This is a genomic window from Leifsonia xyli subsp. xyli str. CTCB07, assembly GCF_000007665.1.
GTDB classification, from domain to species: Bacteria; Actinomycetota; Actinomycetes; order Actinomycetales; family Microbacteriaceae; genus Leifsonia; species Leifsonia xyli_C.
Genome location: NC_006087.1, coordinates 1,868,590 through 1,892,326, shown reverse-complemented (window position 1 = coordinate 1,892,326; position 23,737 = coordinate 1,868,590). Strand labels below are relative to the sequence as shown.

The 23,737-nt window shown below is 69.3% G+C and carries 27 protein-coding genes and 1 tRNA gene; 17 read left to right on the top strand and 11 right to left on the bottom strand.

The window, feature by feature from the left end:
- Positions 1-101: 101 nt before the first annotated feature.
- Both LXX_RS08995 and LXX_RS08990 read left to right on the top strand, forming a co-directional pair.
- Positions 102-1,253 carry a sensor histidine kinase gene (locus tag LXX_RS08995; protein ID WP_011186558.1) on the top strand — a complete coding sequence of 384 codons (1,152 nt, stop codon included), beginning with the start codon at positions 102-104 and terminating at the stop codon, positions 1,251-1,253.
- Complete coding sequence (locus LXX_RS08990) at positions 1,250-1,933, top strand: response regulator transcription factor (RefSeq protein WP_011186557.1); 684 nt, start codon at positions 1,250-1,252, stop codon at positions 1,931-1,933. The genes LXX_RS08995 and LXX_RS08990 overlap by 4 nt, the downstream gene beginning before the upstream one ends.
- A 29-nt stretch (positions 1,934-1,962) precedes the next feature.
- On the opposite strand, the gene LXX_RS08985 is transcribed toward LXX_RS08990, so the two are convergent.
- Positions 1,963-2,463 carry a hypothetical protein gene (locus LXX_RS08985; protein ID WP_011186556.1) on the bottom strand — a complete coding sequence of 167 codons (501 nt, stop codon included), beginning with the start codon at positions 2,461-2,463 and terminating at the stop codon, positions 1,963-1,965.
- A gap of 176 nt (positions 2,464-2,639) precedes the next feature.
- Here LXX_RS08985 and LXX_RS08980 point away from each other — a divergent pair, with 176 nt between their 5' ends.
- From LXX_RS08980 to rlmB, 4 genes are all read left to right on the top strand, one after another.
- On the top strand, positions 2,640-3,122 hold the full coding sequence (locus LXX_RS08980; RefSeq protein ID WP_011186555.1) for a CarD family transcriptional regulator: 483 nt from the start codon (positions 2,640-2,642) through the stop codon (positions 3,120-3,122).
- Between the two features lie 90 nt (positions 3,123-3,212).
- Positions 3,213-4,373, top strand: a complete 1,161-nt coding sequence (gene ispD, locus LXX_RS08975) for a 2-C-methyl-D-erythritol 4-phosphate cytidylyltransferase (RefSeq protein ID WP_011186554.1) — start codon at positions 3,213-3,215, stop codon at positions 4,371-4,373.
- Between the two features lie 10 nt (positions 4,374-4,383).
- Entirely contained in the window at positions 4,384-5,817 is a 1,434-nt protein-coding gene (gene cysS, locus LXX_RS08970) for a cysteine--tRNA ligase (protein ID WP_011186553.1), read from the top strand.
- Positions 5,814-6,824, top strand: a complete 1,011-nt coding sequence (gene rlmB, locus LXX_RS08965) for a 23S rRNA (guanosine(2251)-2'-O)-methyltransferase RlmB (RefSeq protein WP_011186552.1) — start codon at positions 5,814-5,816, stop codon at positions 6,822-6,824. The genes cysS and rlmB overlap by 4 nt, the downstream gene beginning before the upstream one ends.
- Positions 6,825-6,863: 39 nt before the next feature.
- On the opposite strand, the gene LXX_RS08960 is transcribed toward rlmB, so the two are convergent.
- Together LXX_RS08960 and LXX_RS08955 are read right to left on the bottom strand one after the other, a co-directional pair.
- Positions 6,864-7,487, bottom strand: coding sequence for a response regulator (locus LXX_RS08960; protein ID WP_011186551.1), 624 nt, complete (start codon positions 7,485-7,487; stop codon positions 6,864-6,866).
- Positions 7,484-8,416, bottom strand: a complete 933-nt coding sequence (locus LXX_RS08955; RefSeq protein ID WP_011186550.1) for a sensor histidine kinase — start codon at positions 8,414-8,416, stop codon at positions 7,484-7,486. The genes LXX_RS08960 and LXX_RS08955 overlap by 4 nt, the downstream gene beginning before the upstream one ends.
- 318 nt (positions 8,417-8,734) lie before the next feature.
- On the opposite strand from LXX_RS08955, the gene LXX_RS08950 reads away from it, so the two are divergent.
- Positions 8,735-9,280: a GlcG/HbpS family heme-binding protein gene (locus LXX_RS08950; protein WP_041767669.1), complete on the top strand. Its 546-nt coding sequence runs from the start codon at positions 8,735-8,737 to the stop codon at positions 9,278-9,280.
- Positions 9,281-9,292: 12 nt separating this feature from the next.
- Here LXX_RS08950 and LXX_RS08945 read toward each other — a convergent pair whose 3' ends face one another.
- Both LXX_RS08945 and LXX_RS08940 read right to left on the bottom strand, forming a co-directional pair.
- Complete coding sequence (locus LXX_RS08945) at positions 9,293-10,594, bottom strand: DUF4032 domain-containing protein (protein WP_041767668.1); 1,302 nt, start codon at positions 10,592-10,594, stop codon at positions 9,293-9,295.
- 80 nt (positions 10,595-10,674) lie between these two features.
- A complete protein-coding gene (locus tag LXX_RS08940) occupies positions 10,675-11,769 on the bottom strand; it encodes an ABC transporter ATP-binding protein (protein ID WP_011186547.1) in 1,095 nt (364 codons plus the stop codon).
- A 276-nt stretch (positions 11,770-12,045) separates the two neighbouring features.
- On the opposite strand from LXX_RS08940, the gene LXX_RS08935 reads away from it, so the two are divergent.
- Both LXX_RS08935 and LXX_RS08930 read left to right on the top strand, forming a co-directional pair.
- The gene (locus LXX_RS08935; protein WP_011186546.1) at positions 12,046-12,936 is read left to right on the top strand and encodes a DsbA family protein; all 891 of its coding nucleotides are present in this window, start codon (positions 12,046-12,048) and stop codon (positions 12,934-12,936) included.
- Between the two features lie 47 nt (positions 12,937-12,983).
- Positions 12,984-13,056 (top strand) — tRNA-Thr (locus LXX_RS08930).
- A 34-nt stretch (positions 13,057-13,090) separates the two neighbouring features.
- Here the strand turns inward: LXX_RS08930 and LXX_RS08925 are convergent.
- A complete protein-coding gene (locus LXX_RS08925) occupies positions 13,091-13,447 on the bottom strand; it encodes a PLD nuclease N-terminal domain-containing protein (protein WP_011186545.1) in 357 nt (118 codons plus the stop codon).
- A gap of 9 nt (positions 13,448-13,456) precedes the next feature.
- A complete protein-coding gene (locus LXX_RS08920) occupies positions 13,457-15,001 on the bottom strand; it encodes a CitMHS family transporter (protein WP_081423137.1) in 1,545 nt (514 codons plus the stop codon).
- A gap of 238 nt (positions 15,002-15,239) precedes the next feature.
- On the opposite strand from LXX_RS08920, the gene LXX_RS08915 reads away from it, so the two are divergent.
- Positions 15,240-16,712 carry a sensor histidine kinase gene (locus LXX_RS08915; protein ID WP_256030508.1) on the top strand — a complete coding sequence of 491 codons (1,473 nt, stop codon included), beginning with the start codon at positions 15,240-15,242 and terminating at the stop codon, positions 16,710-16,712.
- Positions 16,709-17,368 (top strand): response regulator, encoded by a 660-nt coding sequence (locus LXX_RS08910; RefSeq protein ID WP_011186542.1) that lies wholly within the window; start codon positions 16,709-16,711, stop codon positions 17,366-17,368. The genes LXX_RS08915 and LXX_RS08910 overlap by 4 nt, the downstream gene beginning before the upstream one ends.
- A 76-nt stretch (positions 17,369-17,444) precedes the next feature.
- On the opposite strand, the gene LXX_RS08905 is transcribed toward LXX_RS08910, so the two are convergent.
- Positions 17,445-17,681 (bottom strand): hypothetical protein, encoded by a 237-nt coding sequence (locus LXX_RS08905; RefSeq protein ID WP_011186541.1) that lies wholly within the window; start codon positions 17,679-17,681, stop codon positions 17,445-17,447.
- A 269-nt stretch (positions 17,682-17,950) separates the two neighbouring features.
- On the opposite strand from LXX_RS08905, the gene LXX_RS08900 reads away from it, so the two are divergent.
- Positions 17,951-18,694 (top strand): siderophore-interacting protein, encoded by a 744-nt coding sequence (locus tag LXX_RS08900; protein WP_370558450.1) that lies wholly within the window; start codon positions 17,951-17,953, stop codon positions 18,692-18,694.
- Positions 18,688-18,795 (top strand): SIP domain-containing protein, encoded by a 108-nt coding sequence (locus LXX_RS16850; protein WP_370558449.1) that lies wholly within the window; start codon positions 18,688-18,690, stop codon positions 18,793-18,795. The genes LXX_RS08900 and LXX_RS16850 overlap by 7 nt, the downstream gene beginning before the upstream one ends.
- A 15-nt stretch (positions 18,796-18,810) precedes the next feature.
- Here LXX_RS16850 and lepB read toward each other — a convergent pair whose 3' ends face one another.
- Entirely contained in the window at positions 18,811-19,563 is a 753-nt protein-coding gene (gene lepB, locus LXX_RS08895; RefSeq protein ID WP_011186539.1) for a signal peptidase I, read from the bottom strand.
- 205 nt (positions 19,564-19,768) lie between these two features.
- Here lepB and LXX_RS08890 point away from each other — a divergent pair, with 205 nt between their 5' ends.
- Entirely contained in the window at positions 19,769-21,115 is a 1,347-nt protein-coding gene (locus LXX_RS08890; protein WP_041767666.1) for a maltokinase N-terminal cap-like domain-containing protein, read from the top strand.
- On the opposite strand, the gene LXX_RS08885 is transcribed toward LXX_RS08890, so the two are convergent.
- Positions 21,112-21,663: a nitroreductase family protein gene (locus LXX_RS08885; RefSeq protein WP_011186537.1), complete on the bottom strand. Its 552-nt coding sequence runs from the start codon at positions 21,661-21,663 to the stop codon at positions 21,112-21,114. The two genes, LXX_RS08890 and LXX_RS08885, sit on opposite strands and share 4 nt — an antisense overlap.
- On the bottom strand, positions 21,660-22,079 hold the full coding sequence (msrB, locus tag LXX_RS08880; protein WP_011186536.1) for a peptide-methionine (R)-S-oxide reductase MsrB: 420 nt from the start codon (positions 22,077-22,079) through the stop codon (positions 21,660-21,662). The genes LXX_RS08885 and msrB overlap by 4 nt, the downstream gene beginning before the upstream one ends.
- Positions 22,080-22,252: 173 nt before the next feature.
- Here msrB and LXX_RS08875 point away from each other — a divergent pair, with 173 nt between their 5' ends.
- From LXX_RS08875 to LXX_RS08865, 3 genes are all read left to right on the top strand, one after another.
- Positions 22,253-22,552 (top strand): DUF3263 domain-containing protein, encoded by a 300-nt coding sequence (locus LXX_RS08875; protein ID WP_011186535.1) that lies wholly within the window; start codon positions 22,253-22,255, stop codon positions 22,550-22,552.
- A 22-nt stretch (positions 22,553-22,574) separates the two neighbouring features.
- Complete coding sequence (locus LXX_RS08870) at positions 22,575-23,123, top strand: LytR C-terminal domain-containing protein (RefSeq protein ID WP_041767665.1); 549 nt, start codon at positions 22,575-22,577, stop codon at positions 23,121-23,123.
- 156 nt (positions 23,124-23,279) lie between these two features.
- Complete coding sequence (locus LXX_RS08865) at positions 23,280-23,513, top strand: cold-shock protein (protein ID WP_041767664.1); 234 nt, start codon at positions 23,280-23,282, stop codon at positions 23,511-23,513.
- Positions 23,514-23,737: the final 224 nt, after the last annotated feature.

The window sequence follows — 23,737 nt, the reverse complement described above, 5'->3', positions numbered from 1 at the left end:
GGTGCCGTCCACCTGAACTCTGTCTAACGTACCCGCGAAAACACGCGGAGCGCAGAGGCTCCGGTGCTTCGGCGCCGATCCGCATCACCTACGCTGACCGTATGGACTCCACCTGGTTGGTGCTGCTCGCGCTGGGCCTGGGGCTTATCGTCGGCGCTGGATTCGTGTGGATGCTGCACGTCGCCGAGCGCCGCGGCAGCCACGCGGCTCAGGTCGTCAGCCCGTCGGTGCCCGACGGCGTCGATCAGGTGCTCGACGCGATGGAGTCGGCCGGCGTCGTCCTGGATCCCTCGAACAATCTCATCAAAGCCTCGCCTGGTGCTCTCGCCATCGGCCTGGTCTGGAACGGCGCCCTCGTGCATGCGTACCTCGCCGAGCTGGCCGACCGGGTGCGACGGACCGGGGAGTCGGTCACGGAGGAGTGCGAACTGGCGCGGGGGCCGTTCGGGGAGGCCAACATCCGTCTCTCTGTGCGTGTCGCGCGGCTGGGCTCCCGCTACATCCTGCTGCTCGCGGAGGACCGCACGGAGTCGTTCCGGCTGGATTCGGTCCGCCGCGATTTCGTCGCGAACATCAGCCACGAGCTGAAGACGCCGATCGGCGCGGTCGGGCTGCTCGCGGAGGCACTGGATGAGGCCTCGGACGACCCCGGCCAGGTGCGCCGCTTCGCGCTGCGGCTGAGCGAGGAAGCCTCTCGGCTGGCGCGGATCACGCAGGACATCATCGAACTGAGCCGGTTGCAGGTGGCCGATGCGCTCGGGAACGCCGTGGAGCTGTCCGCCCGGAAAGTCGTCAAAGCGGCGATCGATCAGAACAAGGTCGCCGCGGAGGCCCGCCGGATCGAGATCGCGATGCGCGGCGACAAAGACGCGATGGTGCTCGGCAATGAGCCGCTGCTGGTCACCGCCGTGCATAACCTCATCTCGAACGCGATCCAGTATTCGCCCGGCGATTCCCGCATCGGGATCGGTGTGCGCGCGCTCGATGGCGTCGTGGAGATCGCGGTCACCGACCAGGGCGATGGCATCCCGGAAGAGGACCTCGACCGGGTGTTCGAGCGCTTCTTCCGCGTCGACCAGGCCCGCTCCCGCAACACCGGCGGCACCGGGCTCGGCCTGTCGATCGTCAAACACGCCGTGGAGAACCACGGTGGCGACGTACGTGTCTGGTCGCAGCCGGGCCGCGGCTCCACCTTCACCATCCGGCTGCCCGAGGTGTCCGCCATCCACCCCCCGATTGGAGAGAACCAGTGACAAGCATCCTGCTCGTCGAGGACGAGGCCGCGCTGAGCGAGCCACTCGCGTATCTGCTGAAGCGCGAGGGCTACGAGGTCGAGGTCGCCGAGGACGGACCGACCGCGCTCGCCGACTTCGACCGGCTCGGCGCCGACCTCGTCCTGCTCGACCTCATGCTGCCCGGCATCCCGGGCACCGAAGTGTGCCGCGAGATCCGGACGCGCTCGAGCGTGCCGATCATCATGCTCACCGCGAAGGACTCCGAGGTGGACATTGTGGTCGGGCTCGAACTCGGCGCGGACGACTATGTGACCAAGCCGTACTCCTCCCGCGAGCTGCTCGCGCGCGTCCGGGCGGTGCTGCGGCGCCGGGTGGACGAAGCGGAGCGGGAGGATGATGGAGTCCTGGAAACTGGCGCCGTCCGCATGGATGTGGACCGTCACACTGTGGCGGTGAACGGCGCCGAGATCTCCATGCCTCTCAAGGAATTCGAGCTTCTCGAACTTCTGCTGCGCAACGCCGGGCGCGTGCTCACGCGCGGGCAGCTGATCGACCGAGTGTGGGGCAGCGACTATTTCGGCGACACGAAGACGCTGGATGTCCATATCAAGCGCATCCGCTCGCGCATCGAGGAGAGCCCGTCGGACCCGCAGATGCTCGTCACCGTGCGCGGACTGGGCTACCGCTTCAACAGCTGAGGTCCCGCCGGCCGCGGGGAGGCCGGCCGCTAGGAAGCCGGAAGGATCGCCGGCGGCACGAGGTCCTTGTACTCGGACAGACCGCCGTCGAGGACCGGTGCCGCCAGCTGGACGCCGGTTTCGTCGCCGTACTGAAAGTAGACGGGGGAGAGGCTGCCCGGCAGGGCCGTGAAGTTCAGGAGGAAGACGTTGCTCGCGCTGGCTTTGCCGGGCGTGGCGCCGACGTTTTTGACCTCGCCCGGCTCGACGGTGACAGAGGAGGCGGGTGTGCGCTGATCGCCGGCGGAGATGGCGACGCGGTGGCTCTTCGAGCCGGTGTTCACGAGCGTGACGACGAGGTTGCCGACCTTGCTGGTGCCGTCGGTGACGATGAGGGCGTTGCGGATGTCGATCTGGCCGAGGTTGCCGCTCACGCCATCGCTGGCGTCGTAGTGCTTGGTGGTGGCCTGCGGAGCGACGAAGCCGCAACCGGCCGTTCCGAAAGCGACCGCCAGGGCGAGGACGACGGACGTCGTGGCACGAGCTTTCACTGAGACCCTTCCAATCGTTCCGCTCGACGGCGTTATTCAGCCAGGTGAGAAAGCGGATTCACACCGTCGAGTTTATCCCATTGGGTGGCCGTCCCCGGCCGCTTGCGCGCGCGAGGGCGAACCCTAGCATGTGCATCGTGTGGTATCCTCTTTGTTGCTGAAGGGACAACATATCTATGCTTTTCGAGGTTGGCGAAACCGTCGTTTACCCGCATCACGGGGCCGCAACGATCACCGAGGTCAAGAAAAGAACCATCAAGGGTGAAGAGAAGCTGTACCTCAAGCTGAATGTGACGCAGGGCGATCTGACCATCGAGGTCCCCGCCGACAACGTCGATCTCGTCGGAGTGCGCGACGTGATCGGCAGAGAAGGTCTCGACCGCGTTTTCGAGGTGCTGCGGGCTCCGTTCACCGAGGAGCCGACCAACTGGTCCCGCCGCTACAAGGCGAATCTGGAGAAGCTGGCGTCGGGTGACGTTATCAAGGTCTCCGAGGTGGTCCGCGATCTGTGGCGTCGCGACCAGGACCGCGGCCTCTCCGCCGGCGAGAAGCGGATGCTCGCCAAGGCGCGCCAGATCCTGATCTCGGAGCTGGCCCTCGCGGAGAAGACCGATGACGAGAAAGCGTCGAGTCTGCTCGACGAGGTGCTGGCGTCCTGAGCGGCGCCCCTCGATCTCAGCGCCCCGCAGCAACGGCTGCGGGGCGCTGAGATCGGCCGGGCGGGTCCCGGCGGGCGGTACGCTCAGGGGGTGTGTACCGCATCCCGCCCCCGCATCGCCGTCATCGTCGTCGCCGCAGGCAGCGGCACCCGACTGGGCGCCGGGTCGCCCAAAGCGTTCGTGACGCTCGGCGGGCGGACACTGCTGGAACGGTCGCTGCATGCCGTGCGCTGCATGCGGGAACCGGCGCAGGTGGTGGTGGTGGCGCCGGAGGAGCGGCTGGCGGAGGCGGCGGCGCTCGGCGAGGCCGGGTTCGGTGCGGCGGTCGATGTCGTCGCCGGCGGCGAGACCAGGCAGGGTTCGGTCGCGGCCGGCCTGGGGGCGCTGCGCGAGGGCGTGGAGATCGTGCTGGTGCATGACGCTGCGCGGGCGCTGACGCCGGCTGCGCAGTTCGACGCGGTCGTGGCGGCAGTGGATGCGGGCGGAGCCGGCGTGGTTCCCGGGCTGCCGGTGAGCGACACGATCAAGCGCGTCGGGGCGGATGGCGAGGTGCGGGAGACGGTGGACCGCTCTGTTCTGTCCGCGGTGCAGACGCCGCAGGGCTTCCCGCGCGATCAGCTGGTGGCGGCGTACGCCGCCGCGACGACGGACGAGACCGATGACGCGGAGCTGGCGGCGGCGGCCGGGCATCCCGTCACGGTGATCCCCGGCGACGCGCGCGCGTTCAAGATCACGACGCCGTGGGACCTGCGGCGGGCCGAAGAGCTCCTGGCCGGGCTCGCCGCCCCGCGGATCGGATTCGGGACCGACACGCACGCTTTCGACCCCTCCGCCGAGCTGTGGCTGGCTGGACTTCGCTGGGAGGGGGAGCCCGGCCTGGCCGGGCACAGCGACGGTGACGTGGTGGCGCACGCGATCGTGGACGCCCTGCTGTCGGCGGCGCGCCTCGGCGACATCGGCGGCGTCTTCGGGACCGGGGACCCGCGGTTCTCCGGGGCGCACGGCGAGGTGTTCCTCACGGAGACGAGGCGGCTGGTCGAGGAGGAGGGATTCAGGATCGGGAACGTCTCGGCGCAGATCGTCGGCAACCGGCCGAAGTTCGCCCCGCGGCGGGCCGAGGCGGAGACACTGCTCTCCCGCGTCCTGGGCGCGCCGGTGTCGGTGAGCGCGACGACGACAGACGGGCTCGGGCTGACGGGACGCGGCGAAGGGGTCGCCGTGTTCGCGACGGCCCTCCTCCTCGCCCCGTAGGCTTATGGGCGTGACTCTGCGACTGTTCGACACGAAAGCCGGAGCCTTGCGCGACTTCGTCCCTCTCCGTTCCGGCGAGGTGGGGATGTACGTGTGCGGTCCCACGGTGCAGGCGTCGCCGCATATCGGGCATCTGCGCTCCGCTCTCGTGTACGACCAACTGCGGAGGTGGCTGACGTATCGCGGGCTGGCTGTAACGCTCGTCCGCAACGTCACGGACATCGACGACAAGGTCCTGGCCAATGCTGCGGCTGCGCAGGCCGAGGGCGGAAGCGAGCAGTGGTGGGCGCTGGCCTACCGGTTCGAGCGGGAGTTCACCGCCGCCTCCGTCGCGCTGGGGGTGCAGGCTCCGACTTATGAGCCGCGGGCGACGGCGAGCATCCCGCAGATGCAGGAGATCATCCAGCGGCTGATCGAACGCGGGCACGCCTACGCGGCGGGCGACGGATCGGGCGATGTGTACTTCGATGTGCGCAGCTGGCCGGCCTATGGCGAGCTCACGCGGCAGAGCGCCGACAGCATGGAGGCTGCTGCCGACGCCGATCCGCGCGCCAAGCGCGACGGACGCGACTTCGCCCTCTGGAAGGGGCGGAAGGCGGACGAGCCGGACTCGGCCGCCTTCCCGTCACCGTGGGGCGAGGGCCGTCCGGGATGGCATATCGAGTGCTCTGCGATGTCGCGACGGTACCTTGGTCCGCGGTTCGACATCCACGGCGGTGGGCTCGACCTGCGCTTCCCGCACCACGAGAACGAGCTGGCTCAGTCCGCTGCCGCGGGCGATTCCTTCGCGAACTACTGGGTACACAACGGTCTCGTGAACGTGAACGGCCAGAAGATGAGCAAATCGCTCGGCAACTCGGTGTCCGCGGCCGAGTTGCTGGGTGCAGCGCGGCCCCTGGCCGTTCGCTACTCCCTGGGTTCGGCGCACTACCGATCGACGATTGACTACCACGACGGCTCGCTCAGCGAGGCGGAGGCCGCGCTCGAGCGCATCGCCGGCTTCTTCGAGCGGGTCGATCGCCGGCTCGCCGGGACCCGGTTCACGGGCAGCGGCTCCGAGGTCGTGCCGATCGCGTTCGCGGAGGCGATGGACGACGACCTCGCCGTGCCGCAGGCGCTCGCGGTGCTGCACGAGACCGTGCGCTCAGGAAACGCCGCACTGGATGCGGAAGACTTGGAGGCGGCCGCAGCCGCGCGGGGGCAGGTGTTCGCCATGACAGAGGTCCTCGGTATCAATCCGCTGTCGCCGCAGTGGCGCCAGACCGGCTCCTCCGCCGCCGAGCAGGCGCTCGGGACGCTGGTCGAGAGGTTGCTGCACAACCGGCAGGAAGCCAGGCAGGTGCGCGATTTCGTTGCTGCCGACCGCATCCGCGAGGAGCTCACCGGAGCGGGAATCACCATCGAAGACACCCCCACGGGGTGTCATTGGAGCATCGAAGCATGAAGAACTCGGGTGGCAAGCCCCGGGCCGGGGCCGTGAGGAAGACCAAGAAGGGGGCCCAGACCGGTACCGGCGGACACGGGCGCAAGGCGCTGGAGGGCAAAGGCCCGACGCCGAAGGCAGAGGATCGCGAGTATCACGTCGCCCACAAGAACAAAGTGCTGCGCGAGCGTGCGGCCGCCAAACGCGGCACTGGACACGATGCCGCACCGCGCGGCGCGTACGGCGCCTCCCGACGGGCCAAGACCGGCGACGAATCGGAGATCGTGACCGGGCGCAACTCCGTGCTGGAAGCCCTGCGGGCGCGCATCCCGGGCACGACTCTGTACATCGCTGCGCGGGTGGAGCTGGACGATCGGGTGAAGGAGATCCTCTCCCTTGCGACCGGTCGCGCCATCCCGGTGCTCGAGATCATGCGGCCGGAGCTCGACCGGCTCGCCGGCCGGGATGCGGTGCATCAAGGCGTCGCACTCAAGGTCCCGCCGTACGAGTACGTACACCCGGGCGAACTGCTCGACCGGACGCTGCGGAACGGCGAGACACCGCTGTTCGTCGCGCTCGACGGGATCACCGACCCGCGCAACCTCGGTGCGATCATCCGCTCGACCGCGGCGTTCGGCGGGCAGGGCGTCATCGTCCCGCAGCGCCGTTCGGCCGGGATGACGGCCTCGGCCTGGAAAACCTCGGCCGGCGCCGCCGCTCGCACCCCCGTCGCGATGGCCTCCAACCTGACGCAGACGCTCAAAGCGTTCAAGCAGGCAGGGGTGTTCGTCCTCGGGCTCGACGGTGGTGGCGACACGCCGCTACCCGGCCTGTCGTTCGCAGACCGGCCTGTCGTGATTGTGGTCGGCAGCGAGGGCAAGGGCATCTCGCGGCTCGTCGCCGAGACGTGCGACGCTGTGGTGTCCATCCCGATCGCTGCCACGACCGAGTCGCTCAACGCGGGCATCGCCGCGAGCGTCACGCTCTACGAGATCGCGAAGCTGCGGGCGCAGGCCCAGCCACGGTGATCCAGCCGCGGGCGCTCCGGCCAGAGGGCTCTCCGCGGGTCACAGCCGGATCAGGCCCTCTTTCATCGCCCGGGAGACGGCGGCGGCGCGCGTGTCGACGCCGAGCTTCGTGAAGATGTGGTTGACGTGCGTCTTGACGGTCGTCTCGCTGACGAAGAGCCGCTCGCCGACCTGACGGTTGGTGCGCCCGGTGGCGAGGAGAGCCAGCACCTCGATCTCGCGCGGGGTGAGCGATTCCTGCGGCGCGCGCATCCTGTCCATGAGGCGGGAGGCGACGGCGGGGCTGAGTGCGCTCCCACCGTCGCGTGCGGTGCGGATGGCGGCGAACAGCTCCACCGGGGTGCTGTCTTTGAGGAGGTAGCCACTCGCGCCGGCGTCGAGCGAGCGCACGAAGTCGGCGTCGGAGTCGTAGGTCGTGAAGACCAGCACGGCTGTCGACGGGCTTGTCGCGCGCGTGTGCGCGGTGAGTGCGACACCGTCGGTGTCCCCACCGAGTGCGAGGTCCATGAGGACGATGTCGGGGCGCGCGCTCTTCAGCAGGAGGCGGTACTCCTCGGGGTCGCCGCAGTCACCGACCACCTCGAAGTCCTCCTGCGTGTCGAGCAGCGTGCGCATCCCGTGCCGGAGGATAGGGTGGTCGTCCACGAGCACGATGCGGATCACGAGGCGACCACCCGCGGGAGGTGCCCGGCGACCACGGTCCCGGCGCCGGGCTCGGATTCCACGACCAAGCGGCCGCCGAGCTTCTCGACGCGCAGGCGCATCGCACGCAGGCCGTAGCCGCCCTCCGGGCCGGGGGCGGGCACGGCCTTGGGGTCGAAGCCGCGGCCGTCGTCGGCGATGTCCACGCTGATGGAGTGCTCGTAATAGGTGAGTGTGACGATGATGCGGTCCGCGTCGGCGTGACGCTGTGCGTTCGCGACGGCGCCCTGCACGACGCGCAGCAGCGCGTGCTCCGTCTCCGGTGGCAGCGGGACCGGCTCTCCGATGAACGTGGCCCGGCCGCCGGCGTCCCCAGCCACCGTCTCGACGGCCTCGAAGAGGGTCCCGGTGAGCGAGTCGCTCGCGAGCCGGTGTACCAGGCGGCGCGTCTCGGCGAGGTTGTTCCGCAGGGTCTGCTCGGCCGAGGCGATGGAGACGCGCGCGGCGTCCCGATCCGACCAGGTCTGCTCGGCGGCCTCCAGCAGCAGGAGGGCGCTCGCCGCACCCTGGACGACGGTGTCGTGGATCTCGGCCGCCAGCCGGTGCCGCTCGGCCAGCGTGCCGGCCTCCCGCTCGGTGCGAGCGAGTCTGTCCTGGGCGGTCACCAGTTCGTCCACGAGTCGCTGGCGGGCGTCGAGGGCTCGGTTCAGGGCGTCCATCGCGAAGCTGAGGAGGAGGCCGGCGACGAGCGGGCCGAACATCATCACAAGGTCGGAGGCGCCGGCGAGCAGATAGACGCTCACGCTCACCGTGATCGTGAGCACGGCGGCGGCCACGAGCGCTGCGGCGCGCGAGAAGGCGTTGTGGAGCAGCACGAACAGTGGGATGGCGCACCAGGCGAACGAGGGGGCGACCATGACCAGGGGCATCCACGCCACAGAGGCGCCCACGTCGAGCCAGCGCCGCGACCAGGCCGGTCGCTGTGAGCACGGGGCCGGCCTGGTCGGCGTGGACCGGGATCGCGGCGAAGCGCACGGCGCAGATCGTCAGCAGGACCAGCAGCGCGAATCTGCTCACGCGGTCGAGCAGCGTCAGCTCGCGGGAGATCTTCGGAGAAGGAGGAGAAATCGGCATTTGATGTATAAGTATAAATGACGGGTGCCGGCAGCGCATCCCCTATTCGGTGGATTCACGGCGGACCGGATGCCCGATGTGCCCCGTTGCCGCGACGAAAGAGGATGGGGGCGTCCCCATCGAAAGGAACCCCCATGAAAATCCGTCCCGTCGTCCTCGTCACCGCAGCCGCTGCCGGAGCGCTGCTCCTGGCCGGGTGCAGTGCAGGGTCCGCGCCCTCCTCCGCTCCCGCGACCGCGAACAGCGCCGCGGTCGTCGCTGAGAAGGAGGTCATCCAGATGCCGCGCCTGTCGGACACAGCAGCGCAGAAAGCCGCCGCTGTCGCGCTGGAGCAGTGCAAGAAGGACGGCTTCGGCTTCGTGAGCGTCTCGGTCGTCGACCGCTTCGGCCAGTTGCAGGCGTTCGTCCGCGGCAACGGCGCGGCCGAGCACACGATCGAGGCCTCGAAGCAGAAGGCGTACACCTCGGCTGCGTTCGGCGCCGACACGGCCGCGCTCGTGGAGCGCGCCAGCGGCACCGGGCCGGGCTTCCGCGACCTGCCGGGCACGCTCTTCCTCCCCGGCGGTGTGACCTTCAAATCCGGAGAGTCGTCCATCGCCGGCATCGGCGTGAGCGGCGCGCCGTCGGGCGACGCCGACGCTGTGTGCGCCGCGGCCGGAGCCTCCGCCATCGCCGGCTGAGCCCGCCAGGTGTCACACTTTCGCGCGCCAGTCGGTCTCGTCGTCATCGTCGAGGCCGGCTGCGCGGCGGACGGCCGGAATGCTCAGAGACTCCGTCGCTGGGCCGACCACGGTTGCCTCGTCGCGGCGGTGGCGCAGGATGTCGTTGATGTACGATGCCAGGGCTTCGGCGAGAGGAACATCCCGGCCCTCCGCCTGTGAGATGAACCAGCGGTGCTCGAGCAGCTGGTGGAAGACCTCGGCCGGTTCCAGCTTGCCCTTCAGCTCGGCCGGGATGGCGCGCACGATCGGCTCGAAGACGCGCATCAGCCACTCATGGGCCATCGCCTCTTCGTCCAGCCTCACTTTCCCGAGGGTCGCGGAGTACGAATCTAGGTCGTTCAGCAGGCGGCGGGCCTGGTTCTCGCCGGTGTCCAGACCAGTGAGGCGCAGCAGCCGGCGAGAGTGGTGGCCGGCGTCCACGACCTTCGGCTGGATGCGCACGGTCGTGCCCTCGTCGGAGGTTTTGATCGCGAGCTCTTCGATGTCGAAACCGAGCTCGTTGAGCCGTTCGACTCGCTGGCTGATGCGCCAGCGCTCGGAGGAGGAGAACGACTCGCTGCCGGTCAGCTCTTTCCAGAGGGACCGGTAGGCGGCCACGATGCCGTTCGAGACTTTGATCGGGTCGAGCTCTTCGTCGACGCGGCCGCCGGCTTCGAGGTCCATCAGCTCGCCGGCGATGTTCACCCGGGCGATCTCCAGATCGTTCTCGCGCTGGCCGTTCGAGAGGCCGCCGTCGTAGAGCTGACCGGTCTCGGCGTCCACGAGGTAGGCGGCGAAAGCGCCCGCATCGCGGCGGAAGAGCGTGTTCGAGAGGGAGACATCGCCCCAGAAGAAGCCGACGATGTGGAGGCGCACCAGCAGCACGGCGAGAGCGTCCACCAGGCGCGTCGCGGTGTCCGGGCGCAGGGTCTGCGAGAAGAGGGCGCGGTAGGGGAGCGAGAACTTGAGGTGGCGGGTGACCAGAGCGGCATTCAACGGGTCGTCGTCGTCGTCGGTGCGGTTCTTGATCACCGCCACCGGGTCTACGCAGGGGATGTCGAGACGCTGCAGCGTGCGGAGCATGTCGTACTCGCGCTGGGCCATCTCCGCGGTCGTCTCTTTGATGGCGATGACGTAGCCCGAGAGGTTCGCGAACCGGACGAGGTGCCTGCTGATGCCTTTCGGCAGCAGGGCGATGTGCTCGTTCGACCACGCCGCCAAGGGGATGTTCCACGGCAGGTCGAGGAGCGCGGGGTCGACCGTCGCCGCGGTGATGTTGACAGATCCGGCCATCAGGGTCCTCCTGGTCGTGGAAAGCACTCTGCCGCAGCCCGATCCGGATTGCGGCAGAGTGAGGGTTCGCTCCTCGGAGACTAGTCGACCACCGCGCCGCCGAGACGCTCGCCCGACTCCGCGTGGAACAGGTGGATGTGGCCCGGCTTCGGGGTGATGTACACGGTGTCACCGGCGTTCGGGTGGACGCGGCCGTCGACGCGGCCGACGATGTCGGTGCGCTTGCCGTCGACCTCCGAGTGGCCGTAGAGGTAGCCTTCGGCGCCGAGCTCCTCGACGAGGTCGACCGTGACCTTGAGGCCAGTGCCCTCGGCGGACGACACGACGACGTCCTCCGGGCGGACACCGATGGTGACGGTGGAGCCGGCGTCGGCGAGGGTGACGCGCTCGACCGGGACGACCGCGTTGCCGAACTGGACGCCGCCGTCGGCGACGTCGGCCGTGAACAGGTTCATGGCTGGGCTTCCGATGAAGCCGGCGACGAAGACGTTCTTCGGCTGCGCGTACAGGTCGCGCGGGGTGCCGACCTGCTGCAGGACGCCGTCTTTGAGCACCGCGATGCGGTCGCCCATGGTGAGCGCCTCGGTCTGGTCGTGGGTGACGTAGACCGTGGTGACGCCGAGGCGGCGGGTCAGCGAGGCGATTTGGGTGCGGGTCTGGACGCGGAGCTTGGCGTCGAGGTTCGACAGCGGCTCGTCCATGAGGAACACCTGGGGGGAGCGCACGATCGCGCGGCCCATCGCGACGCGCTGACGCTGGCCGCCGGAGAGGGCCTTGGGCTTCCGGCCGAGGTAGGGCTCCAGGTCGAGCAGCTTGGCGGCCTCGAGGACGCGCTGGGCGCGCTCCTCCTTGCCGATGCCCGCGATCTTGAGCGCGAAGCCCATGTTCTCGGCCACGGTCATGTGCGGGTACAGCGCGTAGTTCTGGAAGACCATCGCGATGTCGCGGTCCTTCGGCGGAACATCGGTGACGTTGCGCTCGCCGATGAAGATGTTGCCGTCGTTGACCTCTTCGAGGCCGGCGAGCATGCGCAGGGAGGTGGACTTGCCGCAACCGGAGGGGCCGACCAGGACGAGGAACTCGCCGTCCGCGATGTCGAGGTCGAGGGCGTCGACCGCGGGGCGGTTCGAGCCGGGGTAGAGCCGGGTCGCTTTGTCATAGGTGACAGTCGCCATAGTTCTCGTGTTCTCCTTCACCGGCAGGTACGTGCCGGACGATCCGTAGTGATGGATGATGTGGCGTTTCGTCCAAATCGGGCGCCGTCGCCACGCCCCATAGTAGGGCATTCCGAAGCGTGCTTCGACCAGACCGGAGCCGGGCCGGGGGCCGGGGGTGTCTGGTCTATTCCCAGACTGCCGGATTACGATCGACCGGTTGCGTGTACACACGCATCCGAAGGACCTGCGTCCCCCGCGCAGCCCGGCGAGACCCCTACCCCGAGAGTGACAACCATGATCGATCCCGACGAGAGCCGCAGCGGCGACGTCCGCGCGGCCGCCCGGGACAAAGCCCGCCAGCTGCGCAGCACTCAGCAGCGCAAGGACCGCCGCAACAGGGCACTCCTCTCCGGAGGCATCGTGGTCGGCGTGCTCGCGATCGCGGCCATCGTCGCCGTCGTCATCGTCTCCGCCATTCGGCCGACGGTTCCCGGCCCCAAGAACATGGCCAGCGACGGCATCGTCATCGGAGCCGGTCTCACGGCGAAGACGACGCCCGCTCTCGCCGCCGATGCGAAGCCGATCGCGAGCAAACCGGCCCCCGCCGGCAGCACGGTGGACATCCGCATCTACTCCGACTACCTCTGCATGCTCTGCGGCCAGTTCCAGCGCACGAACCTGGCGCAGCTGGAGCCGCTCGTCAAAGATGGCGCGGTCACGGTGGAGCTGCATCCTGTCGCCATCTACACCAGTCAATCGGCCGGAACCCGCTATTCCCTGCGCGCCGCGAACGCCGCCGCGTGCGTGGCGAACTACGACCCGTATGTGTTCTGGCGTTTCAACGAATCCCTCTTCGCCGACCAGCCCAAGGAGGGGGGGGGCGGTCTCAGCGACGATGCGCTGAAGAAGCGCGCGGAGTCCGCCGGGGCCAAGCCGGTCGCGGATGTGGACTCCTGCGTCGATGAGGGCCGCTTCAAGACCTGGGTCGGCAAGGCGAGCGATCGCGCGCTGAGCGGGCCCATCCCGAACTCCGACGTCAAGAAGATGACGAACGCGCTGCTCGTGCTCGTCAACGGCAAACCGTACACCGGATCGCTCACGAGCGCGTCCGACTTCAAGGCGTTCGTGCTGCAGGCGCAGGGCGACGAGTACACCACAGCCACGCCGAAGCCGTCTGCGGGCTGAGGCCGGCGGCCGTCCCCTAGAATAGTCTCCGACGCATCGCCGTCGTTGCCGACTTAGCTCAGCTGGTAGAGCACTCGCCTTGTAAGCGAGCGGTCGCGGGTTCGAACCCCGCAGTCGGCTCCGCGTTTCTTTCCCAGTCCTTTCCCGGCCCGGATCACTCCGGGGAGCCATCCCGGCGCTGCCGGAGTTTGGCCTCCAGCTGCCGGATGCGGTCGTCGGCGATCTCACGCTCCAGCGCTTCGAGCTGCTCTTCCGTGGAGGGAGAGCCGGGCGTCGGGGCGGACTCGCGGACGATCACGGTCCGCTTCCGCCGGGCGGGGCGCGGGGCGCGCGCCCCGGAGCGTTCCCTCCCGAGCGCGAACCAGAGGACGCTGCCGATGAGGGGCAGCAGGATCACGATGACGATCCAGGCGACCTTCGGCAGGTGCCTGATCTGGTCGCCGGTGCGCAGGATGATATCGATCAACGCCACCAGGAACAGGGCGAAGACCAGCAGCGAGATAACGGCCATCGCTCGATTCTAGAGTCTCGACCCGAACGGGATCGCGCCCAGCACGACACTCGCCACCAGCATCGTCAGCGCCACCAGCAACGCCCGCCAGAGCACTTTCCTGTGGTGGTCGCCGAGGTTCACGTTTGCGAGCGACACCAGCAGCAGGATGGCGGGCACGAGGGGACTCTGCAGATGCACCGGCTGGCCGATGATGGAAGCGCGCGCCATTTCGACCGGGCTGATGCCGTAGGTGGCCGCGGTCTCCGACAGCACGGGCAGGATGCCGTAGTAGAAAGCGTCGTTCGACATGAAGAAGGTCATCGGGATGCTGAGCAGTCCCGTGATCACGGCGAAGAATGGCCCGAGCGGCGGCGGCACGATCTCGACCACCCACTTCGCCATCGCAGTGACCATCCCCGTGCCGTTCAGCACCCCGACGAGGACGCCGGCCGCCAGCACCATCGAGACCACGCCGACGATGCTCGGTGCGTGCGCGACGATCTCGTCGGCCTGGCTGCGGAGCTTGGGGAAGTTGATCATGAGCGCCAAGGCCGCGCCGACCATGAAGATGTAGGCTAGCGGCAGGATGTCGATCACCAGCAGCACCATGACCACGAGCGTCAACGCGAGGTTCACCCAGACGAGCTGTGGCCGGAGGGTCGCTCGCTGAGGGTCGAGCGCGGTGTCGGCCATCGCGGTGTCGGCAGGGTCGGTCAGGGCGGTGCCCGGGCGCACCGCCACCACGTCGCGTGTGTCCACGGAAGCCCGGGCGCCGGGGGTGGTCTGGGAGCCGCGTGTGAGACGCCTGCCCTGGAACAGCGAGAAGCGTTTGGCTTCCTGCGGTCGCTCAGCCAGGAACGGTTCGCTGAGGGTGAGAGCGCCGAGACGGTTCCGCTCGCGCACACCGAGCGTCCAGACCAGCGCGAATGCGACGGCGAGGCCGATGGCGAGGGAGGGGAGCATGGGCACGAAGATGTCGGTGGGGGAGACCTTGAGCGCGGACGCCGCGCGGGCGGTCGGTCCGCCCCACGGGACGATGTTGAGCGTGCCGTTCACTAGGCCGGCGACGCAGGTGAGGGTCACCGGGCTCATCCCGAGCCGCAGGTAGATCGGCAGCATGGCCGAGGTCACGATGATGAACGTCGTGGAGCCGTCGCCGTCGAGTGAGACGGCGCCCGACAGCAGCGCTGTGCCGATCACGACCTTCGCCGGGTCGTCTCCGAGGAAGCGCACGATGAATCGGATGAGCGGATCGAACAGGCCGACATCGATCATGATGCCGAAGAACATGATCGCGAACATGAGCAGCGCCGCTGTCGGCGCGAGGTTCTTCAGCGCTTCCAGGATCATGTCGCCGAGCCCGAGGCCGGCGCCCGCGAACAGGCCGAAGACCGTGGGCACGAGGATGAGCGCGACCATCGGCGTCAGCCGTTTGGTCATGATGAGCGCCATGAAGACCAGGATCATGGCGAATCCGAGGATGACGAGCACGTCGACTCCTTCGTCGAGGCGGATAGGGGACTTCCCACACACCGTAGGGAATGGGGGAGGTCCCTCCTGGATATTTCGCATTCGTTCACGATGAGCGCGATCCGCGTGTTCTGCGCGTTGTGCTCATTGTAAGGTGGCCTGCGGCACCATACGCTGTCGGGGTGCGTTTCGCCAGCCATGTCCTCCTGCTCCAGCTCGCAACGGTCTCCGCTGTTGTCGCGGTGTGAGCTGGTGTGTCTGCGTGGCTTGGCGTTCAGCAGCTGCGCGGTGCGGCGGAGCGTACGGCGCTCGCCATCGCGCACGACGGGGATCACCCGGTGTGCGCGCCGCCGTCGCGCGGTACAGTGGCGACTCCGGAGCCCCGGCGGCGGCTGTGCTCGCGCGGGGACCGCTGCAGCCGCTCGCCGAAAGGGTGCGGAAGCGCACCGGCGCGCTCTTCGTGGTGCTGACCGACGACCACGGCATCCGGTTGGCGCATCCCGACCCGGCCCGGCTCGGGAGCGAGGTGAGCACCGACTACCGCGCCGTGGTCGCCGGGAAGGAGATCGTCTCTTGGGAGACGGGAACACTCGGCGAGTCGGCGCGTGCGAAGGTGCCGGTCTACGGGCCGGGTGGCGTGTCGCCGGTGGGAGAAGTGAGCGTGGGCTTCGCCTCCGTCAGCGTCTTCGAGCAGCTGCCCCAGCTGCTCACCGCGGTCGGCGCGGCCGCGCTCGCCGCGCTGGCGATCGGCGCGGTCGCCTCCGTCCTGCTGCGACGGCGGCTCGCGCGCCTCACGCTCGGGGTGCAGCCGGAGGAGCTCACCGCGCTCGTGCAGGACAGGGCTGCCGTGCTCGACGGCGTCGGCGAGGGCGTTCTCGCCGCCGACTCCGCCGGCCGGGTGACGGTCTGCAACGGCCGGGCCGCAGAACTGCTCGGGGTGGAAGGCGTGCTCGGCGCTCCTGTCGCGGCGCTCGGTCTGCCCGCGGAGCTGGCCGCACGGCTCGCGGATCAGCGGACCGGATCGACGGAGATCGTCCGTCACAGCCGCGTCCTCTACGTCGACGTGCGCCGGGTCGAACGGGCGGGACGGGACCTGTGCGCGGTGGTGGTCCGCGATCGCACCGACCTGGTCTCGCTCACCCGGCGGCTGGACGCGGTCGCCACGATGACCAACGCCCTGCGGGCGCAGCGCCATGAATTCGCCAACCGTCTGCACGTCGTCTCCGGCCTGCTCGCCGCGGACCGCTGCGATGAGGCGCGTGCCTACCTCGGCGAGGTGGTCGCGCGCGGGCCGCTCAAGTTCTCGGTTCAGCACGCCGACCGGCTTCAGGAGCCCTACCTCCAGGCGCTGCTCGGAGCCAAGGGCGAAGAAGCCGCCGAGCGCGGCGTGCTCCTCTCGCTCGGTGCGGAGACGCTGGTGCGCGGCACGGTGTGCGATCCAGAGGACGTCGCAACGGTGATCGGCAACCTGATCGACAATGCGGTGCGCGCGGCGGTGGCGGGAGAGGAGCCTCGCTGGGTCGAAGTCGATGTGCTCGACGATGGCGATACCCTGTATGTCACCGTCAGCGATTCCGGCGACGGGATGCGCGACCCGCTGGCTGCGTTCGGCACCGCGCCCTTCGCTCCTGCCTCCGCGACGACCGGACTCGCGGCAGACAGCGTCCACGGCTCGGGGTTCGGCCTGCCGCTCAGTCGCGCCCTCGCCCGGCGTCGTGGCGGCGACGTGTGGGTCATCGATCCGGGCGGTTCCGGCTCGGGCGCGGTGCTGTGCGCCCGGCTGCCAGGCACAGTCGAGGAGGGAGCGGGATGAGCGGTGCGTTGCGGGTTCTGGTGGTGGACGACGACTTCCGCGTCGCGGGACTGCACCGCGACATCGTCGCCGCGTGGCGCGGGTTCACGGCCCTCGAACCGGTCACGACCGCTCGTGCAGCCCGCACAGCCGTGCGCGAGCAGGCGCCCGACCTCGTGCTGCTCGACGTGTTCCTGCCGGATGGGGACGGCCTGGCCGTGCTCGCTGAGCTGGAGGTCGACGCCTTCGCGATCAGCGCCGCCTCCGACGGCGCGAGCGTGCGCCGGGCGCTGCGCTCCGGTGCGCTCGCCTACCTCGTCAAACCGTTCGCGGCGCGCCTGCTCGCTGAGCGCCTGGACGCCTACCAGCGTTACCGCAATGTCCTCCGCGACGACCGCGCCGCCGACCAGGAGGCGATCGAGCGCGCCCTGCGCATTCTGCACTCCGGCGACGCGGCCGCCCCCGCGTCCCGGTCGGCGACCGAACAGCTGGTGCTCGCCGAACTGCGTGCAGGGGAGGTGGCGGCTGCGGACGTGGCCGCCACGATCGGTGTCTCGCGCGCCACCGCGCAGCGCTACCTGGCCGCGCTCGCCGCGCGCGGCGTCGCCGAAGTGGCGCTTCGGTACGGCGCGACGGGCCGCCCGGAGCACCGCTACCGGCTCACTCCCCTGTCGTGAACGGGCGGATCTTCAGCCGTCCGTTACGTGCCATCGGGTGCCGGGCGGCGATCTTCACGGCTTCGTCGACGCTCTCTCACTCCAGGATGTCGAAGCCGCAGATCCAGGCCGTCGAGTCGGAGCCGGGTCTGTCGGCGGCAGAGCGCTCTCCGTGGCGGACGCGGACGATGCGCGCGGACGCCGGCGGCTTGAGCGCCTCGCCGATGATCCGCCTGCCGGAGGCGTCCAGTTCGCCCACCCGCAGCTCGACGTCGGACTCGTCCGGCACGGTGTCCGGCTCCGGATCGGTCATCACGAACATCATGTGCTTCACGGTTGTCCTTCCGGTCCGTCTCATTTCGCACACCGACCGGGGACGCCGGGCTCGGCCTCCCGTCGTGCGGATCGGCCGGATGCCCGGACATCGCTGTCCGCACGGCGATCGCTCAGTGGGTTAGTCTAGCCTTACCTTACTCTTGACTCCCGTCCGGAAGGATCGCCGCGTGGCTCTGCTCGCTCCGCCCGTCACGGACCATCCGGCCTACCGTCCGTATCGCGACGTTGTGGCCGCGGTCCGCCGGCTCAGCCCGCACTTCTACTCGCGTGAGCCTTGCTTGCGACGACTTCGCCACATTCGGCGCCGAACGCCTCGACCAGCGCGTCAAGCTGCTCTTCCCGCTCGACGACGGCAGCTTCTGCGACCTGGGCTCCGGCGATTGGCACCAGCGGTGGCGCGCTCTGCCCGAGCACCGCCGCAACCCGTTCCGCACGTACACCGTCCGAGACATCGATCAGCGTACATGTCGCCTCGACATCGACTTCGTCGTGCATGCCGAGCTGGGCGAGGGCGCGAGCGGTCCCGCCTCGCGCTGGCTGGCCGCGGCCGGTCCCGGCTCCGAACTCGTCGTCATCGGCCCGGACGCCCGCAGCCCCCAGAGCGGTGTCGGCATCGACTGGCGGCCTCGGGACGCCGGAGACCTCCTGCTCGCGGGGGACGAGACCGCCGCCCCGGCCATCGCCTCCATCCTGGAGACACTGCCGGAGGGGCGCCGCGCACACGCGTTCATCGAAGTCCCGGCCGCCGCCGACGCCCTGGCGCTCGATCTGCCCCAGGGTGCCGCCGCGACCTGGCTGAGCCGGCAGGGCGGCGAGCACGGGTGCGAGCTGACACCCGCCGTGACCGCGTGGCTGGCCGGGCATCCCGAGGTCGTCGCCGCGGCCGCCGCCCCCCGCGGCCGCCGGCAGCGCCTGGCCGCTGTCGATGTGGACGCGAGATCCTCTGGGAGCATCCCGAGAACGGCGCCGGCGGTTTCTACGCCTGGATCGCGGGCGAGTCGGCCGTGGTGAAGACGCTGCGCCGGCTGCTCGTGCGCGGGTATGGGATCGACCGCGGCCGGGTGGCCTTCATGGGCTATTGGCGGCACGGTCGTGCCGAGCGCACCGAGTAGCGGCCTGCTCCCGGCTCACTTGTCTCGGTGCTCTCCCTTGTCTTGGCGCTCGGTGCCCCGGAACGTCTCCGGGTAGTTCGAGAGCCCGGTCCAATGGCTCACCGGCCAGCTGACCACGAAAGCCCGGCCCACGACATCCGAGAGCGGGACGAAACCCTTGCCCGGATCGTTCATGTGGTAGCGCGAGTCCGCCGAGTTGTAGCGGTTGTCGCCCATGACCCAGACCTCGCCTTTGGGCACGGTGACGTCGAACGGTTTCGCAGAGACCGCCAGCTGCCCGGCCGGCAGGAGCACGTACGGTTCCCTCAGCGGGACGCCGTTGACCGACATCTGTCCGAGCGCGTTGCAGCAGGTGATGTTGTCGAAGGGCAGGCCGATGATCCGTTTCACGAGATGCTGGTCGCTGTCGGACGCCCCCAGCCCGACGAAGTCGAGGATGCCCCCCACTCCCTGCTGGAGCAGGTTCTGCTGAGGCTGGGGCGCGGCCGCGGGGAGCCATCCCCCCGGGTCCTTGAACACGATCACATCCCCGCGTTGCAACCCGAACACACTCGGCTGCAACTCGTTGACGATGATGCGGTCGTTGATCTGGAGCGTGTTCTCCATGGAACCTGAGGGAATGTAGAAAGAACGCGCGACGAACGTCTTGATGAGGAAGGACACGAGGACCGCCACCACGAAGATGACGACGACATCCCGCAGGAGCGTTTTCCACCCGGATCTCCGCGCGGCGCGGCGTGGGTTCGGGTTTTCTGCCGTCTCGGTCACAATCGTTCACCGTAGCGTGCCGCGGCTGGGAGGCGCATCAAGACAGGCCGTATCCTCCCGGCATGGCCCGCGGGGGAGCCGGGGGCAGGACCCGCCCCCGCTCTGGTCTCTGTGCGTACGATGCGCCTGTGAACGGCGCGCAGACAGACCCGCAGCCGGTTCCGGGGCGTGGTCGCTGGAACGCCTGGAGGGGTACGGTGCAGGCATGACCGAACTCACGGAGCTCGTCGGCGTGTGGATGCGCCGCCAGCGCTGGTACTCCACCAAAAGCGTTGAGCCGAGGTTGCGTCTGCTGGCGTCGTTCGAGGTGCAGCCGGGCGTGGATGCCATCGCCGGTGTCCGTATCCTCACCCACCTCTTCTGCGACAATGCCCCGCGCGTCCCGCGCGTCTACCAGGTCCCGCTCGTCGCCCGCGCCCGCCGCGACGGCGATCCGGCCGCGTTCGTGGGTGAAACCGGGGGCTGTCACCTCTATGACGGCCCGGCTGAGGACGCTTACGTCGGGGCCCTCACCGCGCTCATGTCGGGCGCGGGCCGGGCCGGTGGCGGCGAAGCCTCCGCGCAGGGCCGCAGCATGGGCAGCGACGTGCGGGTCGTTTCCTCCCGCCTGCTGTCCGGAGAGCAGTCCAACACCTCCATCGTCGCCGAGCTCGCGGGCGGCGGACAGGCCCTCGTGAAGGTTTTCCGTGTCCTCCAGGCGGGCGAGAACCCCGACATCTCCACCCTCGCCGCCCTCACCCGCGAAGGCTCCGTGTACACACCCGCCCTGTTCGGCTGGCTGACCGGTTCGTGGCCCGCGCCGGACGGCGGACGGGCCTGCGGCGAGTTCGCTCTCGTTCAGGACTTCGTTCCCGGGGTGGAGGACGGCTGGGAGCTCGCCCTCCGCGCAGCCGAGCGCGGCGAGGACTTCGCCGGGCAGGCTTTCGCTCTCGGCGCCGACACGGCCGAGCTGCACCGTCTCCTCGCCGTCGCGTTCCCCACCCGCCCCGCCGATCGCCGGGATGTGGCTGAGGCTCTCGACGGCATGTTCCGCTGTCTCGCCGTCACCGCCGCCGCCGTCCCCGCCGTCGAGGAGCTGCGGCCCGGGATCGCCGCCGTCTATGAGGAGGCCGCGACCGCGGCGATCCCCACCCTCCAGCGCATCCACGGTGACCTGCACCTCGGCCAGGCGCTGCGCTCGCCGGAGCGCGGCTGGCAGTTCATCGACTTCGAGGGCGAACCCCTGCGGCCCCTCGCCGAGCGCGCCCGGCTGGACGCCACCCTGCGGGACATTGCGGGGATGCTCCGCAGCTTCGACTATGTGGCCGGGTCGCTGGCGCGCCGGGAACCGCCGATCGACGCCGCTGCGTGGGCGGTGCGCGCGCGGGAGGCGTACCTCGACGGCTATGCGTCGGTGGCGGGCGAAGAGTTTTCCGCCCACCGGCGACTGCTCGGCGCGTTCGAGCTGGACAAGGCGGTCTATGAGATCGCGTATGAGGCGCGGCACCGGCCGGCGTGGGCGCCCATCCCGCTGGAGGCGGTGGAGCGGCTGCTGGCGGCGCGTGTCCCCTAATCCAGAACGCTGAGGAAGCGTTCAGGGTCCACCGTCTTGCGGTGTCCCTCCTTGCTGCCTTCCGGTATGCCGCCCACGTAGAGCCAGCCGAGCAGCCGCTCATTTCGGGCCAGCCCGTGCATCCGGTGGACCGCTTTCGACCGGGCGTGCCGCCCGGTGCGCCAGATCACGCCCCAGCCGGCGTCATGGAGCAGCAGACTCAGCAGGTGGGCGACGCCTGAGGCCACGGCGTCCTGCTCCCAGCCGGGGACTTTCTCGCTCTTCGTCCGCACCGAGACGATCGCGAGCAGGAGCGGCGAGCGCAGCGGCTTAGCGGCGAGCTTGTCGCCCGCCCGTCCGCTCAGCTTCGCATCCTCGGCGAACGCCCGGCCGAGCCGCACGCGCGCCTCGCCACGCAGCTCGATGACCCGCCACGGGCGCAGCGCCGTGTGGTCCGCGACGCGCCCCGCTGCGGCGACGAGCGGCAGCAGCTCCTCGTGGGCCGGCGCATCCGGGGTCACGCGGGAGTGGGATCGGCGCGCCGCGACCCGCGAGACGAGGTCGCTCATTCGTCCTCTGGCTGGAAGTCCAGCGAGATCGAGTTCATGCAGTAGCGGTCGCCGGTCGGGGTTCTGAAGCCGTCCGGGAAGACGTGGCCGAGGTGGGAGCCGCAGTTCGCGCAGCGGACCTCGGTGCGCGTTATCCCGAGACGGGTGTCCTCGAGCAGTTCGACCGCTTCCGGGCGGACAGATTCGTAGAAGCTCGGCCAGCCGCAGCCGCTGTCGAACTTCGTGCCCGATCGGAAGAGCTCGGCCCCGCACGCGGCACAGGCGTACACCCCGGCGCGGCTCTCGTCGAGCAGTTCGCCGGTCCACGGCTGTTCGGTTCCAGCCTGGCGCAGCACGCCGTACTGTTCGGGTGTGAGCTCGCGGCGCCACTCCTCGTCGGACTTGGCGATCTGGTACTCGCCCTTGCCAGCGTCCATCGCAGCATCCTCTCGTCTCTCCTCACCCTAAACGGCGCGGCCGCACCCGCCTCTCCGTTTCGCCCGGCTCCGCTGTTTCGCCGCGCGCCACCGGCCAACACACAGGAGGCGACCCCTAGGATGTTTCGTGAGTGCGAGAAAGAGGAACCAGCGGGCGACGGCGAGGGGAGGCGGTGCGTGTGGCCGACGCAGCAGACGACCACCGGAACGGGCCGAAGCCGGAGGGGCTCACCGGCAGGGAAACCGACATCCTCGCGTTCGAGCGTCAATGGTCGCGGCACGCCGGCGCCAAAGAGCAGGCTATTCGCGAGGAGTTCGGCATCTCGGCGGCACGGTACTACCAGATTCTCGGAGCGCTGATCGACCGGCCCGAGGCGCTCCGTCACGATCCCATGCTTGTCAAGCGCCTGCTCCGGCTGCGGGAGACCCGCTCGGCCGTGCGGCAGGCCCGGACGCTCCCGCACCACGACTGAGACCACGAGGAACCAGCGCTAGATGGCACAGAAATATTCGACAGACCGGTTCGATGAGATCCCGGACGACCTGCAGCGCGTCGGCGCGCACCGCGCACCGCAGCCGAAGAGACGTCGCTGGATCGCGGTCGGCTGGGCGGCCCTCGCTACCCTCGCGCTCGTCGGCGCCGGTATCCTCTACCTCTCGGTCGTCAGCGGCTCCATCTCCTTCAGCGGTTCGTCCCGCTCCGCCAACGCCTCGCCGATCCTCAGCGCGACCCCCACACCGACGATCGTCCCGACGGTGGACCCGGCTCTGACTGTCAACATCCTCAATGGCACATCGATCTCGGGGCTGGCCGGCCGGGTGGATGAGAAGCTGGCCGCCGCCGGCTGGACGGTCGGGGCCGTTGCGAACGCCTCCCGCACCGATCTGAAGCAGACGATCGTGTACTATTCCGACCCGGCCAACCAGGCCTCGGCTCTCGGGGCCGCCCGGTCCTTGACGGGGGCGACTATCCAGGAGACGCAGGACTTCGCTCAGACCGGGGCGCAGCTCACGGTGGTCGTCGGCAGCGACTACACCGGCTGAACCCACCCCGCCGATTGTTTCCGGCAGGTTTAACTTCGGCGGATTCTGTAACGGATTCACAAAGATTCTCCCCATTGCCGGCATTGTCAAGCATTAGTATCGGGGTCAAACGTGCGGCGCTGGACCGCACGAGCGACACAGCAATGGGAGTGATGCATGGCGAACGGAACCGTGAAGTGGTTCAACGCTGAAAAAGGCTACGGATTCATCACTGTCGACAGTAACGTCGACGGTGGGGAGCAGAACGTCACCGTTCACCAGGACGTTTTCGTTCACTACTCTGCAATTGACATGAACGGCTACAAGGTCCTCGAAGAGGGCCAGCAGGTGGAGTTCGAGGTCGGCACGGGCAGCAAAGGACCGCAGGCCGAATCGGTTCGCCCTCTGTAGCGAGCAGCGATCGGCAAGACGAGAGAGCGCCGCCCTCCGGGGCGGCGCTCTTGCTTTCTGGGCCCGGCCCGCCAGGAACGGCAAGCTGACCCCGCGATCTCCTCCGTTTCCCGCGCTGCCCGGTCTTCCGCCCCGGAAATCCTCCTTTTGCGATGCGTGGCGGACTCGCCTTGCACTCCACCGCGACGAGTGCCAGAATCGCTTTAGCACTCCGCCTTACCGAG